The organism is Sphingomonas psychrotolerans (genome assembly GCF_002796605.1).
Taxonomy (GTDB): domain Bacteria; phylum Pseudomonadota; class Alphaproteobacteria; order Sphingomonadales; family Sphingomonadaceae; genus Sphingomonas; species Sphingomonas psychrotolerans.
The window spans coordinates 927,652-952,122 of record NZ_CP024923.1 but is presented as its reverse complement, the minus strand read 5'-3'; the positions used below and the strand labels follow the sequence as shown (position 1 = coordinate 952,122).

General features: G+C 66.0%; 22 protein-coding genes. 10 read left to right on the top strand and 12 right to left on the bottom strand.

What is annotated here, in order from left to right; translation table 11 throughout:
- Window positions 1–7: 7 nt before the first annotated feature.
- From CVN68_RS04145 to CVN68_RS04130, 4 genes are all read right to left on the bottom strand, one after another.
- The gene (locus CVN68_RS04145) at window positions 8–358 is read right to left on the bottom strand and encodes a hypothetical protein (RefSeq protein ID WP_100281079.1); all 351 of its coding nucleotides are present in this window, start codon (window positions 356–358) and stop codon (window positions 8–10) included.
- A 262-nt stretch (window positions 359–620) separates the two neighbouring features.
- A complete protein-coding gene (locus tag CVN68_RS04140) occupies window positions 621–3,389 on the bottom strand; it encodes a TonB-dependent receptor (protein ID WP_100281078.1) in 2,769 nt (922 codons plus the stop codon).
- 252 nt (window positions 3,390–3,641) lie between these two features.
- Window positions 3,642–4,712: an acyl-CoA dehydrogenase family protein gene (locus CVN68_RS04135; protein WP_100284200.1), complete on the bottom strand. Its 1,071-nt coding sequence runs from the start codon at window positions 4,710–4,712 to the stop codon at window positions 3,642–3,644.
- Window positions 4,713–4,806: 94 nt separating this feature from the next.
- Window positions 4,807–6,024: an acyl-CoA dehydrogenase family protein gene (locus tag CVN68_RS04130; protein WP_100281077.1), complete on the bottom strand. Its 1,218-nt coding sequence runs from the start codon at window positions 6,022–6,024 to the stop codon at window positions 4,807–4,809.
- Between the two features lie 222 nt (window positions 6,025–6,246).
- Between CVN68_RS04130 and CVN68_RS04125 the strand changes: the two genes are divergently transcribed.
- On the top strand, window positions 6,247–7,455 hold the full coding sequence (locus CVN68_RS04125; protein ID WP_199560210.1) for a TCR/Tet family MFS transporter: 1,209 nt from the start codon (window positions 6,247–6,249) through the stop codon (window positions 7,453–7,455).
- Window positions 7,456–7,461: 6 nt separating this feature from the next.
- On the opposite strand, the gene CVN68_RS04120 is transcribed toward CVN68_RS04125, so the two are convergent.
- Together CVN68_RS04120 and CVN68_RS04115 are read right to left on the bottom strand one after the other, a co-directional pair.
- On the bottom strand, window positions 7,462–7,794 hold the full coding sequence (locus CVN68_RS04120) for a hypothetical protein (RefSeq protein ID WP_100281076.1): 333 nt from the start codon (window positions 7,792–7,794) through the stop codon (window positions 7,462–7,464).
- Window positions 7,795–7,806: 12 nt separating this feature from the next.
- Window positions 7,807–8,295, bottom strand: coding sequence for a hypothetical protein (locus CVN68_RS04115; protein ID WP_158298731.1), 489 nt, complete (start codon window positions 8,293–8,295; stop codon window positions 7,807–7,809).
- A 103-nt stretch (window positions 8,296–8,398) separates the two neighbouring features.
- Between CVN68_RS04115 and CVN68_RS04110 the strand changes: the two genes are divergently transcribed.
- From CVN68_RS04110 to CVN68_RS04090, 5 genes are all read left to right on the top strand, one after another.
- Window positions 8,399–9,928: a class I adenylate-forming enzyme family protein gene (locus CVN68_RS04110; RefSeq protein ID WP_407695544.1), complete on the top strand. Its 1,530-nt coding sequence runs from the start codon at window positions 8,399–8,401 to the stop codon at window positions 9,926–9,928.
- The gene (locus tag CVN68_RS04105) at window positions 9,925–10,698 is read left to right on the top strand and encodes a thioesterase family protein (RefSeq protein WP_100281074.1); all 774 of its coding nucleotides are present in this window, start codon (window positions 9,925–9,927) and stop codon (window positions 10,696–10,698) included. Before CVN68_RS04110 ends, CVN68_RS04105 begins: the two co-directional genes overlap by 4 nt.
- Window positions 10,699–11,008: 310 nt before the next feature.
- The gene (locus tag CVN68_RS24160; protein WP_100281073.1) at window positions 11,009–11,473 is read left to right on the top strand and encodes a CREC-EF hand family protein; all 465 of its coding nucleotides are present in this window, start codon (window positions 11,009–11,011) and stop codon (window positions 11,471–11,473) included.
- Window positions 11,474–11,583: 110 nt separating this feature from the next.
- Window positions 11,584–12,303, top strand: a complete 720-nt coding sequence (locus tag CVN68_RS04095; RefSeq protein WP_100281072.1) for a response regulator — start codon at window positions 11,584–11,586, stop codon at window positions 12,301–12,303.
- A 124-nt stretch (window positions 12,304–12,427) separates the two neighbouring features.
- A complete protein-coding gene (locus tag CVN68_RS04090) occupies window positions 12,428–13,744 on the top strand; it encodes a sensor histidine kinase (RefSeq protein WP_233503577.1) in 1,317 nt (438 codons plus the stop codon).
- A 24-nt stretch (window positions 13,745–13,768) separates the two neighbouring features.
- On the opposite strand, the gene CVN68_RS04085 is transcribed toward CVN68_RS04090, so the two are convergent.
- The 3 genes from CVN68_RS04085 to CVN68_RS04075 all read right to left on the bottom strand — a co-directional run bounded on the left by CVN68_RS04085 (window position 13,769) and on the right by CVN68_RS04075 (window position 15,372).
- Window positions 13,769–14,011: a DUF6894 family protein gene (locus tag CVN68_RS04085; RefSeq protein WP_100281071.1), complete on the bottom strand. Its 243-nt coding sequence runs from the start codon at window positions 14,009–14,011 to the stop codon at window positions 13,769–13,771.
- A gap of 183 nt (window positions 14,012–14,194) precedes the next feature.
- The gene (gene ndk / locus CVN68_RS04080; RefSeq protein WP_100281070.1) at window positions 14,195–14,617 is read right to left on the bottom strand and encodes a nucleoside-diphosphate kinase; all 423 of its coding nucleotides are present in this window, start codon (window positions 14,615–14,617) and stop codon (window positions 14,195–14,197) included.
- 314 nt (window positions 14,618–14,931) lie between these two features.
- Window positions 14,932–15,372: a DNA polymerase III subunit chi gene (locus CVN68_RS04075; protein ID WP_100281069.1), complete on the bottom strand. Its 441-nt coding sequence runs from the start codon at window positions 15,370–15,372 to the stop codon at window positions 14,932–14,934.
- A gap of 108 nt (window positions 15,373–15,480) precedes the next feature.
- Between CVN68_RS04075 and CVN68_RS04070 the strand changes: the two genes are divergently transcribed.
- The 4 genes from CVN68_RS04070 (at window position 15,481) to rsmA (ending at window position 21,097) form a co-directional block, all read left to right on the top strand.
- The gene (locus tag CVN68_RS04070) at window positions 15,481–17,802 is read left to right on the top strand and encodes an LPS-assembly protein LptD (protein ID WP_233503576.1); all 2,322 of its coding nucleotides are present in this window, start codon (window positions 15,481–15,483) and stop codon (window positions 17,800–17,802) included.
- A 64-nt stretch (window positions 17,803–17,866) separates the two neighbouring features.
- On the top strand, window positions 17,867–19,264 hold the full coding sequence (locus CVN68_RS04065) for a peptidylprolyl isomerase (protein ID WP_407695532.1): 1,398 nt from the start codon (window positions 17,867–17,869) through the stop codon (window positions 19,262–19,264).
- Between the two features lie 16 nt (window positions 19,265–19,280).
- On the top strand, window positions 19,281–20,285 hold the full coding sequence (pdxA, locus tag CVN68_RS04060) for a 4-hydroxythreonine-4-phosphate dehydrogenase PdxA (protein ID WP_100284195.1): 1,005 nt from the start codon (window positions 19,281–19,283) through the stop codon (window positions 20,283–20,285).
- Entirely contained in the window at window positions 20,282–21,097 is an 816-nt protein-coding gene (gene rsmA / locus CVN68_RS04055) for a 16S rRNA (adenine(1518)-N(6)/adenine(1519)-N(6))-dimethyltransferase RsmA (RefSeq protein WP_100281067.1), read from the top strand. The genes pdxA and rsmA overlap by 4 nt, the downstream gene beginning before the upstream one ends.
- Here the strand turns inward: rsmA and CVN68_RS04050 are convergent.
- From CVN68_RS04050 to guaB, 3 genes are all read right to left on the bottom strand, one after another.
- On the bottom strand, window positions 21,094–21,600 hold the full coding sequence (locus CVN68_RS04050; protein WP_100281066.1) for a tetratricopeptide repeat protein: 507 nt from the start codon (window positions 21,598–21,600) through the stop codon (window positions 21,094–21,096). The genes rsmA and CVN68_RS04050 overlap by 4 nt on opposite strands.
- A gap of 29 nt (window positions 21,601–21,629) precedes the next feature.
- Window positions 21,630–22,817 carry an RsmB/NOP family class I SAM-dependent RNA methyltransferase gene (locus CVN68_RS04045; protein ID WP_100281065.1) on the bottom strand — a complete coding sequence of 396 codons (1,188 nt, stop codon included), beginning with the start codon at window positions 22,815–22,817 and terminating at the stop codon, window positions 21,630–21,632.
- 161 nt (window positions 22,818–22,978) lie between these two features.
- Window positions 22,979–24,436, bottom strand: a complete 1,458-nt coding sequence (gene guaB / locus CVN68_RS04040) for an IMP dehydrogenase (RefSeq protein ID WP_100281064.1) — start codon at window positions 24,434–24,436, stop codon at window positions 22,979–22,981.
- Window positions 24,437–24,471 lie beyond the last annotated feature (35 nt).

The window sequence follows — 24,471 nt, the reverse complement described above, 5'->3', positions numbered from 1 at the left end:
AATGCGGTCATTTGCGCCGCCAGAAAACGAGCACCTGCTGCTCACGCCTGAGCGACGATTTCCGGTCCGCGGCAAGTATCCGTGCAATCCATTGCGCCAGTTTCGGAAGCGCGGTCGCTTCGATCTCGCGCCGTGCATCAGCCGCCTGTTCTATCGGCACGGACCCAGCCCGCACATAGAGGCGTTCATAAGGGACGTTGGGGTTGGGCGGCCAAAAAAACGCATCGAAGAGCGGGCCGGGGCTGCGAATTAGATACACGTCAATCGAAACCCCTGCACTCGCAAGCACCTCTTCCAATTTAGAGGACTTGAGTGGGTAGCTCTGTCCTTTGGGGCGCTTGGCGGTCTCGGACTTCATCCGCCGTACGTGGCACTTGTGCGTGCAGGTGCGCAACGACCATTCTCCCCCAGTCGACGACTCTCCGCCTGCTTGGACAACGCGCTCACGCGCCAATAATGGAGATCGCCCAAGGCGCCCCCGCGGCGAAGACGAGTCTCGCCGGGCGCAAGTATTTCCGGACCCGACTAAAGACTCGATCGAATCGCTGATCACGCCGGCCATCCGCCCCGCCGGCCCTCAGGGAAAAAAGGGAGCGAGGCGTGCCCCGCTCCCGTCGCGCTCAATAGCGTGTGCGCAGCGTCACGCCATAGGTCCGCGGCTCGGCGAGATAGGCCGAGAAAATCTGCCGCCCGCCCGGATATTGCAGGTCGGTGAAGGGCGCCCCGGCCGCGCCTTCCTGGAACGGCGAATTGAACCCGACCTGGGTGTAATTCTCATTGAAGACGTTTTGCCCCCAGAATTCGATCGACCAGCGCTGGTTCGGTCCGCGGATGCCGACGCGGGCGTTGAAAATCGCATAGCTGTCCTGCTCCTTCTGCGGGAACAGGTCGGAGCCGGTATTGTAATCGTCGGTCAGGCGGGTGTCGAAATAAAGCAGACCGCTCATCCCCGAGCTGCCGATGTCGGGGGTCCAGGCGAAGGAAGCGGTGGCGACGATCTCGGGCGCGTTTGACAGATTGTCGCCCGGCAGTTTGCGAAGCGCCTGATCGAGCGGCGCGCCCGCGGAATTACCGACCAGGTGATCGCGATATTTGGTCTGCGCATAGGTCAGGCCCAGCCCGACGCGGACGTCGCGATGCGGCACCAGCGACGCCTCGAGCTCGACACCTTGCGCCAGCACGCCATAGGTCACGTCATCCGACGAACACGCGCCGGTGGTCGCCGCCGCGGCATTGAAGTTGGTCGCCGTCGCGAACTTGCTCTGGTCGCGGTCGCCGCCGGCCAGGTTCGCGCCGCAGCCATTGACGTTCTGGACGAGGAAGACCGTGCCGTTGAACGTATTGAGCTGGAAGTTTTTGAACTCCTGCCGGAAGGCCGCGATGTTCAGGCTGAACGGCCCGGTCGAGTATTTAAGGCCCAGCTCGAACGAATTGACTGTCTCCGGATCGAACTGGAGATTGCCCACCAGGGCCTGCGCACCGCCCGCCGCGGCAAAGGTCGTCGTCGGCAGGCCGCCCACGATCTGGATGGGATTTTTGAGCGCCGAGCGATCGAGATTGAACCCGCCCGCCTTATAGCCGCGCGAATAGCTGCCATAGAGCAGCAGATCGTCGGTGGGCTTCCACGAAACCACGGCGGTGCCGGTGAATTCGTCTTCGTTGCGCTCGTCGTTGATCGATACGCCGTTGAGCTCCGCTGTCGAGTTGCCTTGGCACGAGAGCCCGATCAACGCGCCCGCCACTGCGCTCAACCCGGCATTGGTGAGGAACGGAGTCAGCGCCGCCTGATTGGCCGTGCAGCCGGTATTGTCATTGCCGAACGTCGCGTCGAAGCGCTTGCGCTCGTTGGTGTAGCGAAGCCCCAGAGTCAGATCGAAGTTCTTGGCGAGGTGCACGATATTGTGCGTGAACAGCGCCCAGTTGCGGCTGTTCTGGTCGTAGCGGTCGAGCGTCGAGCCGCGATTGTTGATTGCATCGAGCCGGTCGAACCCCGCATAGATCAGCGGCGATGCGGCACCGAACGCTGCAGGCCGCGCCGCCAGGCACCCCGCCGATGTCGGTGAATAGAGCGCCGCCAGGCCGCCGCCCGAAATGATCCGGCACGTCGCGAACCGGCCATATTGGCTGCCGAAGCGAAGATTGTCGGTGACCGTCAGATCTTCGTTGGCGTAATAGCCGCCGATCAGCCAGTCGAGCTTGTCGTCGAACGCAGTGCCCTGCAGCCGCAATTCCTGGCTGAAGGTCTTGAATTCGCGTGCCGAATTGCCGTCGGCGGCGCGGTAGAGGATGTCCACCCGGCTATAATCGGTATCCGATCCCTGATCGCTCACATAGTTGCGATAGCCCGTGATCGAGGTCAGCTTGGCGCCGCCCAGATTCAGGTCCACCTGCACCGATCCGCCCCAATCCTCGGTCTCGCCATAATAGCTGCGGCCGGGGGACATATAGATGTCGCGGCTATAGCCCTCGGTGAACGCCGCTGCCGGCTGGCCGAGACCCTGCAGCACCCGGACGATGTTGTTCTGCGCCGGATCGTTCAGATTGCCGATATATTCGTTCATGCCGCGGCTGATATAGGTCGCTGCGCAGCATTCCTCCTTGCGCTTGGTATAGTCGCCGATCAGCCGGATCGTCAGATCGCTCGACGGCTCGAACAGCAATTGCCCGCGCACGAAATAGCGATTGCGGTTGTTGATGTCGCGATCGTTGACAAGGTCGTGATAAAAGCCGTCGCGCCGCGAGAAGACGCTGTCGATGCGCGCGGCCAGCGTGTCGCCCAGCGGCACGTTGATGAAGCCCGATGCGCGGATCTGGTCGAAATTGCCGTACGTGAACTCGGCCCCCGCGCCATAGGTCGGCGACGGCGCCTTGCTGACGATGTTGATCATGCCAGCCGATGCGTTGCGCCCGCCCAGTGTGCCCTGCGGCCCGCGCAGCACTTCGATCCGGTCGATCTCGCCGAGCTCGTTGAGGCCGATCCCCGAACGTGAACGATAGACGCCATCGATGAACACCGCGACCGAGCTTTCTAGCCCGGGATTGTCCCCCACCGTGCCGATGCCGCGGATACGCGCAGAGCCGTTGGCTTCGCTGCCGGTCGAGGAGACGAGCAGCGACGGCGCGACCTGATTGAGCTGGCGGATGTCGGTGGCGCCCGATTGCTGCAGCGTCTCGGCGCTGATCGCCGAGACCGCGAGCGGCACGTCGGCAAGCACCTGAGCGCGGCCCTGCGCCGTGACGACGATGTCGTTGGGGTCGTAGGAGTCGGTTTCCTGTGCCGCATCCTGCGCGGCTGGCGCGCTCGCCGCCTCCTGCGCATAAGCAGGCGTTGCGAGTGCCATGATCATTGCCGGAGCCGCACAGGCTGACAGAAGGCGTAACCGCATCATCTTTCTCTCTCCCACCACGGGCCGGAACGCTTTGCGGTTCCATACCCTACCCTCGAATAACAGCGTGTTCCCTAAGGGCCGTCAAGCATAACAAACGTTGCAAAGCGGGACTGGCTCCGGGGTGTTGCCCGAATGCACCAGTCGGGAGCCAGGGTGCAGCCCCCAACCGTCATCCCGGCAAAAGCCGGGATCTCATGAGGCTCCTGCCCCCTTCGCCTGAAATCACGGCTTCCGCCGGGATGACGATGCAGCTCAATAGCCGCACAGCCGCGCGAAGCGCTCGCGGTGCCACGCGGCATTGCCCCACATGGCCTCCAGCACTCGCGCACGCTTGAGGGTGAAGCCGGCGTCATGCTCGTCGGTCATCCCGATACCGCCGTGCAGCTGGATCGTCTCGCGGCTGACCAGATGGAGCGTCTCGCCCGCCACCGCCTTGGCGAGGCTGACTTCGTGGCTGACATTGGCGCGCCCGGAATCGATCGCCTCGAGCGCTCCTTCCACCACCGAGCGCATCAGTTCGAGTTCGGTGAACATCTTCGCCATCCGATGCTGCAGCGCCTGGAAGGAGGCGAGGACCTGTCCGAACTGGACGCGGGTCTTGAGATAGTCGTTGGTCTGCGCGAACGCGGCCTCGGCCATGCCGAGCATCTCGGCGCATAGCGCCGCGGTGGCGCGGTCGGTCACCTGGGTGAGCAGATCGGCGCCGCCTTCCAGCTTCCCGGCCGGCGCGCCGTCGAAGCGAAGCTGCGCGTGGCTCCGGGCGTCGGTCAGTTTCCGGGGCGACCGGGTCACGCCTTCGTCGCCCGCGACCAGATAGAGCCCGTCGGTCGCGGCCACGACGAACAGCTGCGCGCTGTCACCCTCGGCAACGAATTCCTTGGTACCGCTGAGCTTGCCGCCCTCCACGGTCGTAGCGATCTTGTCGGGAGCGAAGCGCGGCCCCTCATCGACTGCGAGCGCCGCCACCACGTCACCTGCGGCGATCCGCGGCAGCCATTCCACCTGCTGCGCCTCCGAACCACCAAGCAGCAGCGCGCTCGTCGCTGCCGCGGTCGCAGCCAGCGGCGTCGCGGCAAGGTTGCGGCCCAATTGCTCGAGCACGAGGCCGAGCGAGAGATAGCCCATCCCCGCGCCGCCCTGCGCCTCGGGGATCAGTATCCCCGCCCAGCCCATCTCGGCCTGCGCCCGCCATGCCGCGGCGTCGTAATATTCCGCCGGCGCCGCATCGCGCATTTTCCGATACGCCGTCACGGGCGATTCATTGTCCGCCCATTCGCGCGCCATGTCGCGCAGCATCGTCTGTTCTTCGGTCAGGACTGCCATTTCCACCTCGTCATCCCGGCGGAAGCCGGGACCTTCCTCCACATGCCGTGCGCTCGCCGCACGAGACCCCCGGCTTTCGCCGGGGCGACGAAAATCACTGGTGATCCAGCATCCCCAATATCCGCTTGGCGATCACGTTGTTCTGGATCTCGGTCGACCCGCCATAGATCGACACCGCCTTGCCGAAGAGCCAGGTCCGCACATCCTTGAGCGCCTCCTCCTCGAACCCCTCGCCTTCCCAGCCGAGCCCGGCCAGCCCGCGGATCTCGATCAGCAGCTCGGAACGCTCCTGCATGATCCGCGCGCCGACATTCTTCATGATCGACGTGGCGGCAGACGGCCCTTGGTTCGACTTCGCCTCCGCCGAAGCCCGTCGCAGCGTCAGCATGAAGGCGCGCAAATCCATCTCGTGCCGCACGATCCGGCTGCGCAGATCGGCATCGGCGATCCGCCCCTGTTCGTCCACGCCGACATATTTCTTCGCGAGTTGCCCCAGCGGCGCGCCCGAAAACATCCGCCCCGCAGTCGATCCGCCGCCCGACAGGCTGGAGCGCTCGTGCTGGAGCAGGCGCTTGCCGATCGTCCAGCCCTGCCCTTCCTCGCCGACGCGGTTGGCCTTGGGCACCTTCACATCGGTGAAGAAGGTCTCGCAGAACGGCGACGAGCCCGAGATCAGCCGGATCGGCTTCACTTCGACGCCGGGCGTATCCATGTCGCAGAGCAGGAAGGTGATGCCTTCGTGCTTCCTGGTCTTGTCGGTGCGGACGAGCATGAAGCATTTGTCCGCCCATTGTCCGCCGCTGGTCCATGTCTTCTGGCCGTTGACGACATAGTGGTCGCCGCGATCCTCGGCAAAGGCCTGGAGCGAAGCGAGATCCGATCCCGCGCCGGGCTCGGAATAGCCTTGGCACCAGCGCACAATGCCCTTCGCGATCGCCGGGATGTGCTCGCGTTTCTGTTCTTCGCTGCCATATTCGAGCAGGGTCGGGCCGAACATCATCACGCCCATCCCGCCGATCGGGTTCCATGCGCCGATGCGCGCCATTTCCTCCTGCAGTACGCGCGCCTCGTCGCGGCTCAGCCCGCCGCCGCCATATTCCTTCGGCCAGGTCGGCACGCCCCAGCCCTTTTCGCCCATCGCCTGCTGCCAGGCCGCTTCTTCGGGCGTGTTCTCGTGCGGCCCCTCCACTGCCGACATTGCATTGTCCTTGCCCTTTAGCGAGGGCGGGAAATGCGCCCCCAGCCATTCGCGGGCATGCGCGCGGAACGCCTCGAGCGCGTCCACCGGCGCTTCGATTTCTGCAGTCGCCATCGTCCTCTCCCTGCCGTGTTCGGCTCAATTCGAAAATGCGGTATGGTGACCGCGCCGTCAAGCACCCAACTTCGTCACCCCGGCGAAAGCCGGGGCCTCAGGCGGCACGCGACCGGTCGAGGCGGGCGTGATCCCGACTCCCGTCCGCGTGACGGAAGGGATCGCCACCCTTTGACGTACCCGTATTGTTCCGCCACAAGAGCAGGCAGAGGGGGAGGCCACATGCGATTCCATCACCGCTCGGTGCCCATCGTGCTGTTCGCGATTCTGATCGACTCGATCGGCTTCGGCATCGTCATGCCGGTCCTCCCCCGCCTCGTCGTCGAACTCGCGCATGTCAGCCTCGAAGATGCCGCCCGGATCGGCGGCTATATGCTCGCGGCCTATGCGGTGACGCAGTTCTTCGCCGGCCCGATCCTTGGTACGCTCGGCGACAGCTTCGGCCGCCGCCCCGTATTGCTCTTCTCGATGCTCGCCTTCGCCGCCGACTATGCCTTCATGGCCGTCGCGCCGAGCATCGCGTGGCTGTTCGTCGGCCGGATGATCGCCGGGGTGGCCGGCGCGTCTTATGGTCCCGCCAACGCCGTGCTCGCCGATGTCACGCCGCCCGAGAAGCGCGGCGCGACCTTCGGGCTGATGGGGGCCGCGTTCGGGATCGGCTTCATCCTCGGACCGGCGATGGGCGGCCTTCTGGCCGGCTTCGGCACCCGCGCGCCGTTCATCGCCGCGGCGGTGCTGGCGGGGCTTAACGCCTTGTGGATCCTGACTGCCCTCCCCGAGACGATGCTTCCCGAGCACCGCCGCGCCTTCCGCTGGGGCAACGCCCATGTCTTCGCCGCGTTCAGACCGCTGCTCCACGCCGGCAATGCCGGCTGGCTGCTCCTCGCCGCCTTCCTCTGGCAGTTCGCGCATATGGTCTACCCCGCGACCTGGGCGTTCTGGAGCGAAATCGCGCTGGGCTGGGACGAGCAGGCGATCGGCTGGTCGCTCGCCGCCTCGGGCCTCGCGATGGCGCTGGTCCAGACGCTCGTCACCGGCCGCGCGATCAAGCGCTGGGGCGAGGAGCGGACAGTCGTGCTCGGCATCCTCGCCGGTGGCGCGGTGTTCTTCGGGTACATCTTCGTCCGCGAAGGCTGGATGGTCTATGCGCTGATCCCGCTCAGCGCGTTCCAGGCGCTCGCTTATCCTTCGATCAACGCGCTGCTCTCCCGGATGACCGACGCGCAGCACCAGGGCGCGCTGCAGGGCGGCATGGCCAGCCTCAACAGCGTCGCCTTGATCCTTGCGCCTCTGGTGTTAAGCCAGTCCCTCGCCTTCGGTGCCGAACGCGGCTTCCCCGCGGGCAATTTCGTGTTCGCCGCCGGGCTGGCGTTCGCGGCCCTGCTGATCGTGATCCTCCGGGTGGTGCCGAAGGTTCGCACCAGCTCCTGAGGAATCCTATCTGACCAGCGGAAAGCCGAGCGCAGTGGTAACGGCGCCCCTGATCAGGTCGATGGTGCCGTTGATCGCCTGTTCGGCGGCGACCAGTCCGATCCCCTCCACCGTCCGCAGCACCGCGCGCGAATGCTGCAGCTGGATGTCGAAATAGAGCGGCGCCTCCTCGGGCAGGATCTCGCCATCGCGCACCATCTCGGCGATCTGCCGTATCGCCAGCGCGATCTTCTCGCCCTCGGTGCGCGCGAAGCCGCCGGCGCTCTTGCCATAGCCGGTGAGCACGCTTGCGATCCTGTCGCTGATCTGGCCGGCGAGCCTGCCGAAATCCACATCCATCTACCTTCTCCGTCAGAGCGTGCGCTGCTTGACCATCTCGAGCTGGAGGATCGCCCGGATGATCCCTTCCAGCCCGCCGAAGCTGTTCTCCATCGCCTTGATGCCCATGCATTGGGTGTCGCCCGGCGGCTGCCTCTCGCGGTTGCGGTGGATCTGCTCGAGATCGTCGACTCCCGCCTCCAGCGCCTCCACCTGATCCCCGGTCTGCGCGTTCTTCGCGATCGCGCTCACCCGCACGCGCAGATTGGCGATGTCGGCGTGGATCGTCCGATAGAAGCCGACATGCTTCGAATAGACGCAGTCCGGAGCCTTGTTGTCGTAGATCAGCTCCTGATGAAAAGCCGAAAGTTCGCTCTGGATCTGGGTAACCATCTCCTCGGAGCGGCTGTCATAGGGCGCGATCAGCGACACCGAACAGGATGCCGCCAGCGGCAACAGCGCCAATAGCAACGCCCTTGCCGCGAAATAGCTGCCGCTCCGCCCCGGATGACTTGCCCGCATCGAACGCCTCCGCGATTTCCGCCGACACAGAATAGCGACGACACCGCTTCCTTGTCGAATCTTCTCGCCGCTACTTTCTGGTCACGATTTTCGAAAAATGCGTATGGCGTTCGACGACGCGCTCGCTAGAAGATCGCGCGATGGGGGCAAGACCGTGACTGCCGACGAAATGCTGGCGAGCGACTTCGCGACGCTGCCCGATCTTATCCGCGCGCACGCCCGCGATCGCGGCGCCAAACCCGCGATCGTCTTCGGCGCGCGCATGGTCGATTATGCCGAGCTCGACCGGGCGATGGATCGCATCGCCTTCTCGCTCCAGCAAAGCGACGTGCAACAGGGAGACGCAGTCGCTATCCTCGGCCCCACCTCGCTCGATTACGCACTGGTCTTCCTCGGCGCGCTGCGCGCCGGCTGCGTCGCCGCGCCGCTCGCACCCTCGGCGACGCCCGAACAGCTCGCCGCGATGGTCGCGGATTGCGCCGCGCCGATCCTGTTCCACGACGCCGCCCATGACATCGACGTGCCGGTCCGCAAGGTCGCGATCGAGCAGCTCGAAGACTGGCTCCACGACGGCGCCCCCAGGCAGGTGACGGTCGGCCCCGACGACCCGTTCAACATCATCTATTCCTCGGGCACCACCGGCACGCCCAAGGGCATCGTCCAGCCGCATTCGATGCGCTGGGTTCATATCGGTCGCGCCCCTGCCGGCTTCGCCGAGGCGGTGACGATGGTCGCCACTCCGCTTTATTCGAACACCACCCTCGTCAGCTTCCTGCCCACGCTCGGCTGGGGCGGCACGGTGGTGCTCCTCGCCAAGTTCGAGGCCCGCGAATATCTGGTCCAGGCCGAAAAACACCGCGGCAGCGTCACGATGCTGGTCCCCGTCCAATATCAGCGGATCATGGCCGATCCCGAGTTCGACCGCTTCGATCTCTCCGGCTTCATGCTCAAAACCTGCACCAGCGCCCCCTTCTCTGCCGCGCTGAAGGCCGATGTCCTCGCGCGCTGGCCCGGGCTGCTCGTCGAATATTACGGGATGACCGAAGGCGGCGGCACGACGATCCTCGTCTGCAACGCCCATCCCGACAAGCTCCACACCGTCGGCAAGCCGATCGACGGCCAAGACATCCGCCTGATCGATGACGACGGCCGCGAAGTCGCGCAGGGCGAAATCGGCGAAGTCGTCGGCCGCTCGGGCGCGATGATGACCGGTTATCACGGCCGCACCGACGCGACCGCCGCAGCGACCTGGTTCGACCCGGCCGGCAACCGCTTCATCCGCCACGGCGATATCGGCCGCTTCGATGAAGACGGCTTCCTCACCTTGCTCGACCGCAAGAAGGATCTGATCATCTCGGGCGGGTTCAACGTCTATCCCTCGGACCTCGAAGCAGTGCTGATCGAGCATCCCGGCGTCTCGGATTGCGCCGTCGTCGGAATCCCCTCCGAGCAATGGGGCGAGACTCCAGTCGGCTTCTATGTCGGCAGCGGCGATCCCGCGGAGATCCTCGCCTGGTGCAACGCGCGGCTCGGCAAGACCCAGCGTCTCGCCGATCTCCGCCGGGTCGACGAACTCCCGCGCAACGCGATCGGCAAGGTGCTCAAACGCGAACTGCGCGCGCTTTACCCGTGACTCCGATCGCCGACATCCTCGCCCACGCCCGGCGCCACGACAGCGGCCTTGGCACCACGATCCCCGCCGGCTGGATGCAGGGCCGCACAGCGTTCGGCGGCCTCTCCGCCGCGCTCGCGCTGCAAGCCGCGCTCGAGCTCGAGCCTGATCTGCCGTCGCTGCGCTCCGCCCAGATCGCCTTTATCGGCCCGCTCGCCGGCGAAGTCAGCGTCACCGCCACCAAGCTCCGCCGCGGCCGCAACGCCGCCTTCCTCCAGGCCGACGTCACCTCCGAAGCCGGTCTCGGCCTGCGCGCCACCTTCGTGTTCATGACCGGGCTCGCCTCGGTCGTCGAGCACGATCAGGCCCGTCGCGCCACGGTCGAGCCTCCCGCTGCCGATGCCGAACTCCACACCGGCCCCGACAACTTCTTCACCGGCAACTTCAATTTCTTCGATCCGAAGCGCAAGCTCGGCGCCACCGAATGGCTGCGCTGGGCGCGCCTGCGCGCGCGCGATGGCCTCCACCCGATGGTCGAACTGATGGCGATCGGCGACGCGCTGCCGCCCGGCGCGTTCAAGCTCGCCGCCGAGCGCCGGACTCCGCTAAGCTCGCTCAACTGGCAAATCAACTTCCTGACGACCGAGCCCACCACGCAAGACGGCTGGTGGCTGCTCAATGCCGAGGCCGACATCGCCCGCCACGGCTATAGCAGCCAGCGCATGGCGATCTGGAACGCCGCGGGCGAACCGGTCGCCGAAGCGATGCAAGGCGTCGCCATTTTTGGCTGAGCCTAAACAAGAACGCGTCGCCATTTTTGGCTGAGCCTAAACAAGAACGCGTCGCCATTTTTGGCTGAGCCTGGACGAAGGCGCGTGGCGATCTTCGGGAGGATCCGTCATCCCGGCGAAAGCCGGGATATCAGGCGAAGGCGCAATACGGCAGGAGATCCCGGCCTCCGCCGGGACGACGGTGCGTTGGGCGGCCCCTCCCGCGACAATTTGCGACAACTTCCCGCCCACCTGACAAACCCCTGCGACACCCGCCCTCCAAAAGGCACACCAGTCGCGGCATCGGCCGCCCCAATCTGGAGTTCGCGCCATGAAGAAGACTCTCGCCGCCGCCGCCCTGCTCGGCGTCCCCCTCCTCGCCGGCGGCGCCTATGCCGCGCAACAGGCACCCGCACCCGCGCCCCAGGCCCGCCCGATGGGCGGCGACATGCTCGCCAAGGCCGACACCAACAACGACGGCGCCGTCACCAAAGCCGAGTTCCTCGCCGATACCGACGCCCGCTTTGCCAGGCTCGATGCCAACGAGGATGGCAAGATCAGCAAGGAAGAGCGGCCGAGCGGCGGCGAAGGCCGCGGCGGCCGGATGATGAGCCGCAGCGACACCGACAATGACGGCGCGATCTCGCTCGACGAGCAGCGCGCTCAGGCCACGCGCCGCTTCGAGCGCCTCGACACCAACAGCGACGGCAAGATCGATCAGCCCGAGCGCGACGCCGCCCGCGAGCGGATGCGTGGCATGATGGAGCGCCGCGGCGGCGCGACCGACGCCAACTAGAATATCTGCCTTGCCGGGCGGCACACCTCCCCTCGCCGCCTTGCCGGGCGGCACACCTCCCCTCGCCGCCCGGCACTTCTTTTCACCCGCGGAGTTGTTACGGTCGCAGCATGTCGGATCTCCCCCATCTCCTCCTCGTCGACGACGAGCGCTCGATCCGCGAACCGCTCGCGCAATATCTCACCAAACAGGGATTCCGCGTCACCCAGGCCGGCGACGCCGAGGGTGCCCGCGCCAGGATCGCGGCCTATGCGATCGATCTCGTCATTCTCGACATCATGATGCCCGGCGAGGACGGCCTCAGTCTCTGCCGCCACATCCGCGAGACCAGCGAAACGCCGGTCATCCTGCTCACTGCGCGCAGCGAGGAGACCGATCGCATCGTCGGCCTCGAAATGGGCGCCGACGATTATGTCGTGAAGCCCTTCTCCCCGCGCGAACTCGCCGCCCGCATCAAGGTCGTGCTCCGCCGCATGGCCGCCGGCGGCGCGAAGCAGCACGCGCCCGAGACCGGCAGCTTCGCCTTTGCCGGCTGGGTGCTCAAGACCGGCGAACGCGCATTGGTCGATCGCGAAGGCGTGTCGGTCCCGCTGTCGACCGGCGAATATAATCTCCTCCACGCCCTGGTCACCCGCCCGCGCCAGGTTCTCACCCGCGATCAATTGCTCGATTTGACCCAGGGCCGCGAGGCCGCCGCGTTCGACCGCGCGATCGACAATCAGGTCAGCCGGCTGCGCAAGAAGATCGAGCCCGATGCCAAGAACCCGGCGCTGATCAAGACGGTCTGGGGCGGCGGCTACACTCTCGCCGCCGAGGTCACGAGGCTTTGATACCGTCAGACACCCCTTTGGGGCTCCTGCGAAAGCAGGGTCTCCGGGTTGCAGGCGACACGCTCGATGATCCTGGGCTCCTGCTTTCGCAGGAGGACGAGTATCCAGATCAGGGCGGGGACGCATGAAACGCCTCCTCCCCAAATCGCTCGCCGGCCAGATGGCCCTTCTCATCGCCGTCGCTTTGTTCACTGCGCAGGCGCTCAACTTCGCCATCGCCGTTCGCGACCGCGCCCAATTCCGTCTCGCTCAGGCGACGCGTCCCGCGATCACGCGCATCGTCGACGCGCTCGAACGCGAACGCACGTCGGGCCGCCCGATCGCTCCTGATCGCGGCCGCGTCCGCCGCACCCCCACCGATCCGATCCCGCCCGCGCTCGAACGCCGCGAAGAAGTCTCCGAGGAACTGCGCGGCCAACTCGCCGAGCTCGGCATTCCGTTCGGCAAGATCGACACCGGCATCCGCACGATGACGCCCGACGAAAATCGCGGCCGCCGCCGCAACGGGACCGTGCTCGTCATCGCAATCGAACAGCCCGGCAAGGGCTGGCTGACCGTCAATGCCCCCTGGGCGCGGCCCGACCGCAAGCTGATCGCCGCACTGATCGTCCAGACCTTGATCCTCTACGCGATCATCCTGTTGCCCGTGATGTGGATCGTCCGCCGCATCTCCAAGCCGCTGCGCTCGCTCGCCGGCGCCGCCCGCGATTTCCGCCCGGGCGACGGCACCCGGCCGCTCGAGGAACGCGGCCCCAGCGACGTTCGCGCAGTGATCGCCGCATACAATGTGCTCAGCCTGCGCGTGAACGCGATGCTCGACGAGAAGGACCGGATGCTCGGCGCGATCGGCCACGATCTGCGCACGCCGCTCGCGGCGCTGCGCGTCCGCATCGAATCGGTGGACGACGACGACGACCGCAATCGCATGGCCGACACGATCGACGAGATGAATCGCACGCTCGACGACATTCTCTCGCTAGCCCGGCTCGGCCGTCCCAGCGAGCCGCCTACCGATGTCGATCTGTCGGCGCTGATCGACGCGGTCGTCGACGATTTCCGCGAGCTCGATCACGCAGTCGAATTCGAGGAAGCGCCGCGCCTCAAGATGCACCTGCGCCCCTCGTTGATGCGCCGCGCGGTCCGCAATTTGATCGAGAACGCCGTCAAATATGGCGGCGGCGCGCAAGTCAGCCTGCTCCCCGGCGAGCGGACGGTGGCGATCGAAGTCGCCGATCGCGGCCCGGGCATCCCGCCCGACAAGCTCGCCGCGGTGTTCGCGCCGTTCACCCGGCTCGAGACTTCGCGCAACCGCGAGACCGGCGGCATCGGCCTCGGCCTCGCGCTCGCCCGCGCGATCGTCAACGACGCCGGTGGGGATATCGCGCTGGCCAATCGCGAAGGCGGCGGCCTCACTGCGACGATCACCCTGCCCCGCGTCTGAATGCGCTCGGCACCGGCGGGCGGATCAGGATATCTGGCGCGCGACGTCGGCGAGCAGGATTCGTGCGATCGGCCGGCGGTGTTCGTCCTCGATGTCGAGGCTGCCGTGCAGCGCGATCGGCGAGCGCCGCACACGCTTGTGGATCAGCGCCCGCGCCGCCGAATTGGCCTCGGCAAGTGCTGTTCGCAGGTCGGGAAACGTGCCGCCCGGCGAGGCGAGCAATGGGTGCGTGTCGGGGGGTGCGAGATTGAAGAAATACTGCGGCATACCAGAGTGAAATGCGCTGCATTTCAGTTGGTTGCCGCGATCAATCCAGATCAGTACGATTCTCGTTCACATCCGTCTTCCCGGCTTCCCGGCTTCCGCCGGGACGACGAATAAAAAAGCGCCGGCGGGGTCCAGCCCCACCGGCGCTTCTATCTCACCGCCGCTCCGAAGAGCGACTTGGGCTCAGCCGACAATCTCTTCCGGCTTGAAGAAATAGGCGATCTCGATCGCCGCATTCTCGTCCGAGTCCGAACCGTGGACCGAATTCGCCTCGATCGACTCCGCCAGTTCCTTGCGGATCGTGCCGGGCTCGGCATTGGCCGGGTTGGTCGCGCCCATGATGTCGCGATTGCGCTGCATCGCGTTCTCGCCCTCGAGCACCTGCACCACGACCGGACCCGAGATCATGAACTCGACCAGATCGTTGAAGAAGGGGCGCTCCTTGTGGACCGCGTAGAAGCCCTCGGCCTGCTCGCGGGTCATCTGGATGCGCTTCGAGGCGACGACGCGCAGGCCGCCCTCCTCGAGCATCCTGGTGACCGCACCGGTCAGGTTGCGGCGAGTGGCATCGGGCTTGATGATCGAAAAGGTCCGGGTCGCGGCCATGGCCGTGCGGCTCCTGCATTTTGAGTTGTGGAAAGTCGCGGCTCCCTAATCCCGGGGCGGCGTGGATGCAAGCCAGACCCGCTTTCCGCGCTTTCCTACACGTCGATGTTCTGCTAATGTTCCAACGTCCGACCAAGGCCGCTCTTTGCCATTGTCAAATCCAAGCCCTCGAACGCGGACATGCGAGAGTCGGTCTGTGTCAACTTCGGCGTCGCCCTTGTTCCCCTTTCCCGAGTGCGAATCGCAACAAACCGCCGCGATTCACGAAAAAAAACCGCGAATGCGTTCCGCGTTCTCCTTGCGAACGCGGAAAATCAGGCCGCTTTTTCCCAGCGCCCGGCGTCATTTTGTTTCCAATAATTCCGTTCCACCCCTTCGCGATCGGCGAGTCCTTTCCACGCAGCCCGCGCCTCGCCGATCCGCGCCTCGTCGAAGAAGTGAAAGACCCGATCGAACCTCAAGGCCTCGTCGCGCCAGATCCCGTCGACCAAGGCGATGTGCCGCGCGCCGTTGGCGGCCTCGGGCGTCGCAGCGATCAGCGCGGGCTGGCGCGCATCGTCCTCGCTGCCGGCCTGGCCGTGCGGCAGGAAGCTCTCGGGTGCATAGGCCCAGAGCAATTGGTCCAGCTTCGCCCGCTGGGCCGCATCGCCCGCCACGATCATCAGCCGCCCGCCGGTGGCGAGCACCTTCTCGGCGATTTGCGGCAGCGCGCGTTCGAGCGGGACCTGGGTGAGATGGTAGAAGTCGACTTGCATGGCTCCTGATAGCGCCTCCGTGCGTTCGGGCCAACGCACGCGACGTTGCGATGCCGCAACCGCTGCGATAGGGCGGGCGGTGCCGCGTGCCCGGGAGTGAAGTCAAAGGTGGGAATCGTCGTTACGCGCCAGCTCTTGCTGCTGTCGGCCGCGCTCGGTCTGTGTCTCGCGGCACAGGCGCGGGCGCAGGAGACTGCCGATCCGCGCGAGGCGCCGACGCGCCAGCCGGATCTGCTCCAGACCCCGCCGGTACCCAGCGCCGATCTGCAGGATCGCGGGACCACGCCCCCGCCGCCCTCGACCGAGGCCGCGTCCACCAATCCCGACGAGGTCCAGTTCACTGCCGACCAGCTCGATTATGATTACGAGAACGATGTGGTTACCGCGGCGGGCGAGGTGCGCCTCAACCGCCGCAGCGATCGCCTGCGCGCCGACCGGATCGTCTGGAATCGCAAGACCGGCAAGGTCGTCGCCGAGGGCAATATCGTCATCGTCAACCCCGAAGGCGACGCAGCCTATGGCGATCGCATCGAGCTGACCGATACGCTGAAGGACGGCGCGGTAGAGAATATGCTCGTCGTGCTCGAAGCCGGCGGCCGCATCGCCGCCCAGCGTGGCCGCCGCGACAACGGCATCATCACGGTGGAGAACGCCGCCTACACGCCGTGCGCGGTGACCGATTCGGAGGGTTGCCCGAAAGAGCCTTCGTGGAAGATCACTGCGCGCCGCGTGGTCTATGACCCGGGCAAGAAGCGGATCCGGTATACCGGCGCGCGCATTTCGGTATTCGGCTTCGCTTCGGTGCCGTTGCCCGCTTTCTCGCATCCGGTGGGCGGCACCAGCGACGACGGCTTCCTCACCCCCGATCTGCGCTACGACCGCACCAACGGCTTCCAGATCGCTTTGCCTTATTTCTTCAGCCTCGCGCCCAATCGCGACCTTACCCTCACTCCGCGCGTGTTCACCGATACGCTGCCGATGCTGCAGGGCGAATATCGCGCGCTCGAGAGCTTCGGGGCGTACCGCGTCACCGCATACGGCACCTATAGCCGCCGCGCCGACGACTTGACCGTGCCAGTCACTCCGGCAACCTCCAGCAACGACTTCCGCGGCTATCTCGACGCGGTCGGCCGCTTCCAGCTCTCCCCCGAATGGAGCGCCAGCACCTCGCTTCGGCTCGCCACCGATCGCACCTTCCTGCGTCGCTACGACATCTCGCGCGACGATCGGCTGCGCAACAATATCCGGGTCGAGCGGATCGACCAGGACAGCTATTTCTCGATCAACGCCTGGGGCGTGCAGACGCTGCGCGCCGGCGAGCGCCAGGGTCTCCAGCCCTTCGTCCTTCCCGAGCTCGACTATCGCCGGCGGATGGACGACGGGATGCTCGGCGGACGCTTCGAGTTCCAGCTCAACACGCTCGCACTCGCCCGCTCCGAGGGCCAGGATTCGCAACGTGCCTTTACCAGCGCGCGCTGGGACCTGCGCAAGCTCACCAATTGGGGGCAGGAAGTCACTTTCACGGCCTATGCCCGGGCAGACGCGTACAACACCAACGATACGCTCTCGACCACCGTCGCCAGCTATCGCGGGGACGAGGGCTTCCGGTTCCGCGGCATCGCGGCCGCGGCGGTCGACGTGAAATGGCCGCTGGTCGGCGAATTGTTCGGCGGCAGCCAGCGCATCACTCCCCGGGTCCAGATCGTCGCCGCGCCCCGGCTCGAGAACCTCGCAGTCCCCAATGAGGACGCCCGCGCCGTCGACCTCGAGGATTCGAACCTGTTCGCGCTCAATCGCTTCCCCGGCTATGATCGATTCGAGGATTCGACCCGCTTCACCTGGGGCGTGGATTACTCGCTGTACCTGCCGGGCTTCAGCGTCGACGCCAATGTCGGCCAGAGCTATCGTCTTTCCTCGCGTCCGACGATCTTCCCCGAGGGCACCGGTCTCACCGGTCGGGTATCCGACATCGTCGGCCGCACTGTCGTGCGCTTCCGCGATTTCGTCAGCTTCACCCATCGCTACCGGCTCGACAAGGACGGCCTCGCTTTTCGCCGCAACGAGATCGACGCGACGGTCGGCTCGCGCAGCACCTATCTCCAGCTCGGCTATCTCCGCCTCAATCGCAATATCGGCCCATCGCTCGAGGATTTGCAGGATCGCGAGGAGGCGCGGATCGGCGCCCGCGTGCAAATTGCACGATTCTGGTCGGTTTCGGGGGCAACTCTCGTCGATCTCACCGATCGCGACGAGGACGTGCTGTCCCAGTCCGACGGGTTCGAACCGGTCCGCCACCGTCTTGGGGTGACCTATGAGGACGACTGCCTGCGCCTCGGCGTCACCTGGCGGCGCTATTATGAGACCACCGGCGACGCGCAGCGCGGTAGCAGCTATCTTTTGACTCTGGCTTTCAAGAATCTGGGGCGCTAGCGTAACGCCCGACGGGGCGTGATCCGAATCCCGTCAAGCCTTGGTTCAGGCACAATTGGCGAGTATGCGCCACGATCTCCCGGGATGGATGAGGGTACGGCTCCACGTGAACATTGGTGTTGCAAAGGCGGCTCGCTTCGGCCGCAAGACTATTCTGACGTTCGGCTTGGCCGGCGTCGCGTCGATCGCGATCGCGCAGACCGTTCCTGATCAGCAGCAGGTGCCAAACACTGGACTCAATCTTCCCGCCAATTTTCAGCTCTTCGGCAAGGGCGACCCGAATGTCCGCAAGCCGACCGCGATCGTCAACGACACGGTGATCACCGGAACCGACGTCGACCAGCGCGTCGCGATGGTCGTGGCGATCAGCAAGCTCAACCTCAAGCCGGAAGAGCGCGATCAATTGCGCGTGCAGATGCTGCGCCAGCTGATCGACGAGGCGCTCCAGATCCAGGAGGCCAAGGCCAACGAGATCACCGTCGATCCCAAGGAGATCGAACAAAGCTTCGCGCGCGTCTCGAAGAATTTCCAACGCACACCGGAGCAGATGCGCGGCTGGCTGAAGGAAGTCGGCGCGTCCGAGCGCACCATCCGTCGCCAGATCGAGGCGGATCTCGCCTGGAACCGTCTGCTGCGCCGCCGCGTCAACATCAACGTCGGTGAAGCCGAAGTGAAGGCGATGATCGAGCGGATGAAAGCGGCCAAGGGCAGCGACGAATATCACGTCTACGAAATCTACATGAACGCCACGCCGGACCGCGCGCAGGAAGTGCACGCCGCCATGCAGCGCATGATCCAGCAAATGCGCGAAGGCGCGCCATTCGATTACCTCGCCAAGACCTATTCGGAAGCTTCTACCAAGTCCGTCGGCGGCGACCTCGGCTGGGTCCGTCCTTCGATGCTCCCCGACCAGCTCGCTCAAGCCGCGCAGGAGATGCAGCCTGGTCAGGTCGCAGGCCCGGTCCAGCTGTCCACCGGCTTTTCGATCCTGTACCTTGCCGAGAAGCGCAAGGTGCTGACCGCCGATTCGCGCGATGCCAAGCTCAGCCTGCGCCAGGTCGCGATCAACTTCCCCAAGGGCACCACCGAAGCACAGGCGACTGCGCGTGCGGGTGAATTCGCCACGGCGACACGGGCGATCAAGGGTTGCGGCGACGTTGCCAACGTAGCGAAGGCGCAGAGCGCCGACGTCGTCGATCGTGATGGAATCACGATCAAGGAGCTCCCGCCCGCACTCCAGAACATGATCATGCCCCTCCAGGTCGGCCAGGTGACCCAGCCGTTCGGGTCGGTCGAGGACGGCGTTCGCGTGCTGGTCCTGTGTGGTCGCGACGATCCCAAGGAGGCGTATGAGCCTTCGGTCGAGCAGGTTCAGGAAAAGCTCGAAGAGGAACGCACCAATTTGCGCGCCCAGCGCATGCTGCGCGATCTGCGCCGCGACGCGCTGGTCGAATATCGTTGAAGTGAGCATCGGGCGGATGCCGACTCCGCTCGCCGTCGCGATGGGCGACCCGGCCGGAATCGGGCCCGAGATCACGGTCAAAGCATGGAGTGCGCGCGCGTTGCATTCGCTGCCACCGTTCTTCGCGGTCGGCGATCCGCGCTCGATCGAGAAGATCTGGGACGGTCCGATCGTGCGGATAGGCAACCCGGACGAGGCCGCGGCCGTCTTCGGCGATGCGCTTCCCATCCTGGTTATCGGCGATAATCTGGAAGTGGTTCCTGGCTCCCCTGACGTGGAGAGCGCCCGCTGCGCCCTCCAATCGCTAGAGGTGGCTTCAGGGCTGACGCGCTCGGGCACGGCAAGCGCGCTCGTTACGGGCCCGGTTTCCAAGGCGCAGCTTTACCGCATCGGCTTCACTTACCCCGGGCAGACCGAGTTCGTCGCCGAACGCTGCGGCGTCGCCAGCGAGAATACCGTGATGATGCTGGCCGGACCGACGCTGCGCGTGGTGCCGATCACGGTCCATGTCGCGCTCGCCGAGGTGCCTGCGCTGATCTCGCAAGAGCTGATCGTCGCCAAGGCGCGGGTGACAGCGCGAGGCTTGCATCGCAATTTCGGGATCGAGAAGCCCCGTCTCGCCTTCGCCGGCCTCAACCCGCACGCCGGAGAGAGCGGCGCGATCGGGCGCGAGGAGATCGACATCCTCATGCCGGCGATCGATCAGCTTCGCGCAGAGGGTATCGACGCGGTGGGTCCATTTGCCGCCGACACGATGTTTCATGCGCGTGCTCGCGCCGGCTATGACGCGGCGCTCTGTCTCTATCATGATCAGGCGCTGATCCCGATCAAGACGCTACACTTCGACGATGGCGTCAATACCACGCTCGGCCTGCCGATCGTCCGAACCTCGCCCGATCACGGTACCGCGTTCGGCATTGCCGGCCGCGACCAAGCCAATCCTGGCGCGATGATCGCCGCGATCCGCATGGCCGCGGCGCAGGCAGAGCGCCGGGCAGAAGCGGTCGCACTGAACCAGTGACCGAACTGCCACCGCTCCGCGACGTCATTCGCAGACACGGTCTCAGCGCGAGCAAGGCACTGGGGCAGAACTTCCTCTTCGACCATCAATTGCTTGCCCGCATCGCCCGCGTTCCCGGCGATCTCGCGGGCGCCGAGGTGTTCGAAGTGGGGCCAGGCCCCGGCGGGCTCACCCGGGCATTGCTCGAAAGGGGAGCGTCGGTCACTGCCGTGGAGCGCGACCGGCGCTGCATTCCCGCGCTCGCCGAACTAGGCGATTTCTTTTCCGGCAAGCTTACGGTGATCGAGGGCGATGCGCTCCAAGTCGACGCACCGGCGCTATTCGCGGGAAAGCCGCACATCGTCGCCAATCTGCCTTACAATGTCGGCACCGCGCTGCTGGTCGGCTGGCTCTCGGCAAGCTGGGAGCCGTGGTGGGCAAGCCTCACCCTGATGTTCCAGAAGGAAGTCGCCGAACGCATCGTCGCGCCGGCGGGATCCGAAGCCTATGGCCGGCTGGCGGTGCTGGCGCAGTGGCGCTCCACGCCGCGGATCGCAATGACGGTCCACCGCTCGGCCTTCACGCCGCCCCCCAAAGTGACGTCCGCGGTGGTCCACATCGTTCCGGCCGAGGCGCCCGAAGGCGTGCGGCTGGCGGTGCTCGAGACGCTGACCGGCGCGGCGTTCGGACAGCGGCGCAAGATGCTGCGGCAGAGCCTGAAGGGGGTTCCCGGCGCGCTCGCCGCGTTGGAACAGCTCGGCATCGATTCGAGCCGTCGCGCCGAGACCGTCTCGGTCGCCGAATATGTCGCGCTCGCTCGCGCGCTGAGTTAGGGTTTGGCGGGCGTCGGCCTGGCCGGCTCGGCCTGCGCCGTCGCAGTCACCGGAGGGCCCTTGGCGATCGACGCGGCAAGGACAGTCGCATCGTTGCACTCGCCGCCACAGGCCGCCTTGATCTTCGCCAGATTTTCCTTGGCCTTTACTGTCGCGCCCTTGGCGACCAGCGCCTCGCCCTGCCCGCGGAGCGCCGAAAGGTCGTTGGGCTCGAGCGCCAACGCCTCGCTGTAGAAGCGGATCGCCTTGCCGGGCAGTCCGCGCGCCCGCGCGATATCGGCGAGGACGAGGAAAGCCTCACGGTTGCGCGGATCGACCGCGAGCGCGCTCTCCAGTGCGTCCTGCGCGCCATCGAGGTTGCCGGCCGCCTTTGCCGTACGGCCTTCCTGAAGCAGCGCGAGCGACCTGGGCTCGATCTGATCGTCGGGGCGCTGCGCCATCAGCGAGGTCGAAACCGAAAGCACCATCAGCGCGGCGGCAGCCGAAATCGCAGTGATCCGCATCAAAATCTCCGAAACTGAGGCGCGTAGCGCTACCATGGCCGCATTATCTTCGCGACAAAAAAGCCGTCGGTCGAATCCGCCAGCGGCGTGAGCCGGAGTCCAGCACCGCGCGGCCGGCCCGCCCCCGGCGCCGGTGTCTCCGCGGTCCAGCCGGGAAAGGCATTGAGGAACGCGGCCACCTGCCCCGCCCCTTCGTCGTCGAGCACCGAGCAGACGACATAGACCAAAGCCCCACCCGGTCGCACCAGATGGGCGGCGAGCCCCATGATGTGGCGCTGGGTCGCAACCAATTTGTCGAGCCGCTGATGGCTCAACCGCCAGCGCGCTTCGGGGTTTCGCCGCCAGGTGCCGGTGCCGGAGCAAGGCGCATCGACGAACACCACATCGGCACGCGCCTCCTGATCGCCGAGTTGCTCGGCCTCGCGATTGGGGTTGAGCAGCCGGGTCTCGGCGATCGTGACGCCTGCCCGGGCAGCGCGATCGGGAAGTCGCTGAAGACGGCCGCGATCGATATCGCAGGCGAGGATACTGCCCTGATTCGCCATCAACGCAGCCAGCGCAAGCGTTTTGCCGCCGCCACCTGCGCAGAGGTCGACGACATGTTGCCCTGCCCGCGCGCCCGCCGCGAGCGTGACCAATTGGCTGCCGGAATCCTGCACTTCGAGCAGACCCGCGGCGTGCGCGGGAAGCTGATCGACCTTGGTGTCGTGCGGCAAACGCAACGCGTCGGGCGCGAAGGCAAGCGGCTCGGCGCCGGGCAGTTCGGACTCGATCTCGTCCCGCGTCGCCTTGAGCCGGTTGACGCGGATGTCGAGCGGCGCCCGCCCCAGCAAAGCGGCCTGCTCATCGATGCCGATGTCGGACGCCCGCAGCTTCTTGATCAGCCAGCCCGGAGCATGGCCAGCGGTCGCGGTCGCCTCGTCGGGCGCGATCGACGCGGGGCCATAAGGCGATCCATCGAACGTGTCCGCGATGTCGGGCTGCTGCTTCACCAGCGCCAGCATCGCCGCACGACCGCTCTCGGGCCGCTCGCCACACAGACGGATGGCATCATAGACCAGTTCGCGCACCGCCCGGCGATCCTTCGAGCCGGCGTAACGGCGCTCGGCGAACCAGCGCGCAATCAGCGTGTCGGCCGCGGCGCCCTGATCGCGGGCCGCCGCGATGATCCGGTCGAGCAACTCGATCGCCGCCTGCGTTCGGGCAGCGGGAGTCATCGGCGAGCATCCCAAAGTTGCGGGAGACGCGGTTCATTCGTAAACTTTGGATCGCAGATCATCGCGCACTCGAGAAGCAGGCCGAAATGTGCCGCGCAGCGCATCGCGGAACCGAAGCAGAAGAAATCCTACATTGGAAGCCGAAACGGCATGGGTCTGGTTCAGCGCGTCGGATAATTGGGTGCCTCTCGGGTGATCGTTACATCGTGGACGTGGCTCTCGCGAAGGCCCGCGCCGGTGATCCGCACGAACTTCGCCTTCTCCTGGAACTCGGCGATCGTAGGCGCACCGACATAGCCCATCGCCGCCTTCACGCCGCCGACCAACTGGTGGACGACGTCGCGCGCGGTACCCTTGAAGGGGACCTGGCCCTCGATCCCCTCGGGAACCAGCTTGAGCTGGTCCTTGATGTCCTGCTGGAAATAGCGATCGGCCGAACCACGCGCCATCGCGCCGACCGACCCCATGCCCCGATAGGATTTGTAGGCGCGGCCCTGATAGAGGAAGGTTTCGCCAGGCGCTTCCTCGGTGCCGGCGAGCAGCGATCCGATCATGCAAGACGACGCGCCCGCAGCGATCGCCTTGGCGAGGTCGCCCGAGGTGCGCAGGCCGCCATCGGCGATCACCGGCACGCCGGATTTTGCCGCTTCGCCCGCCGCGTCCATGATCGCCGTGAGCTGGGGCACGCCGACGCCGGCCACGACGCGGGTGGTGCAGATCGAGCCCGGGCCGATGCCGACCTTGAGACCGTCCGCGCCTGCGTCGATCAGCGCCTTCGCGGCCTCGGCAGTGGCGATATTGCCGGCAACAACCTGCACGCGATTGGAGAGCTTCTTCACTCGCTCGACCGCGCCGGCGACCTCCTTGTTGTGCCCATGCGCGGTATCGATGACGATGAGATCGACTTCGGCGTCGACCAACGCCTCGGTGCGCGCAAAACCCTTGTCGCCCACCGTCGTGGCCGCGGCGACGCAAAGGCGCCCGCTGGGGTCCTTGGTCGCGTTGGGGAAATTGACTGCCTTCTCGATGTCCTTGACCGTGATCAGTCCGACGCAGCGATAGTCGTTGTCGACCACCAGCAGCTTCTCGATGCGGCGCTGGTGGAGCAGCCGCCGCGCCTCTTCCTTGCCGACGCCGGCGGCGACGGTGGCGAGGTTCTCGCGGGTCATCAACTCGGAAACCGGCTGGTTCGGATTCTCGGCGAAACGCACGTCGCGATTGGTGAGGATCCCGGCGAGCTTGCCGCCCGCCTCGACCACCGGAATGCCGCTGATCTTGTGCCGTTGCATCAGCAAGCGCGCCTCGGCCAGCGTGCCGTCGGGCGCTATGGTGATCGGATTGACCACCATCCCGCTCTCGTAGCGCTTGACCGCGCGAAGCGCCTCGACCTGCTCTTCCACGTCTAGATTGCGGTGGAGCACCCCGATCCCGCCCAATTGCGCCATGACGATCGCCATGTCGGCCTCGGTCACCGTGTCCATCGCAGAGGAGAGGATGGGGATGTTGAGCGCGAGCCCACGCGTCACATAAGTGCGGGTGTCGGCCATGCTCGGCAGCACCTCGGACTCGCCCGGATACAGAAGGACGTCGTCGAAGGTCAGGCCGAGGGGGATATCCATGGGGTGCGCCAGTGTCCTGAGTCGGAGGTTGGCGG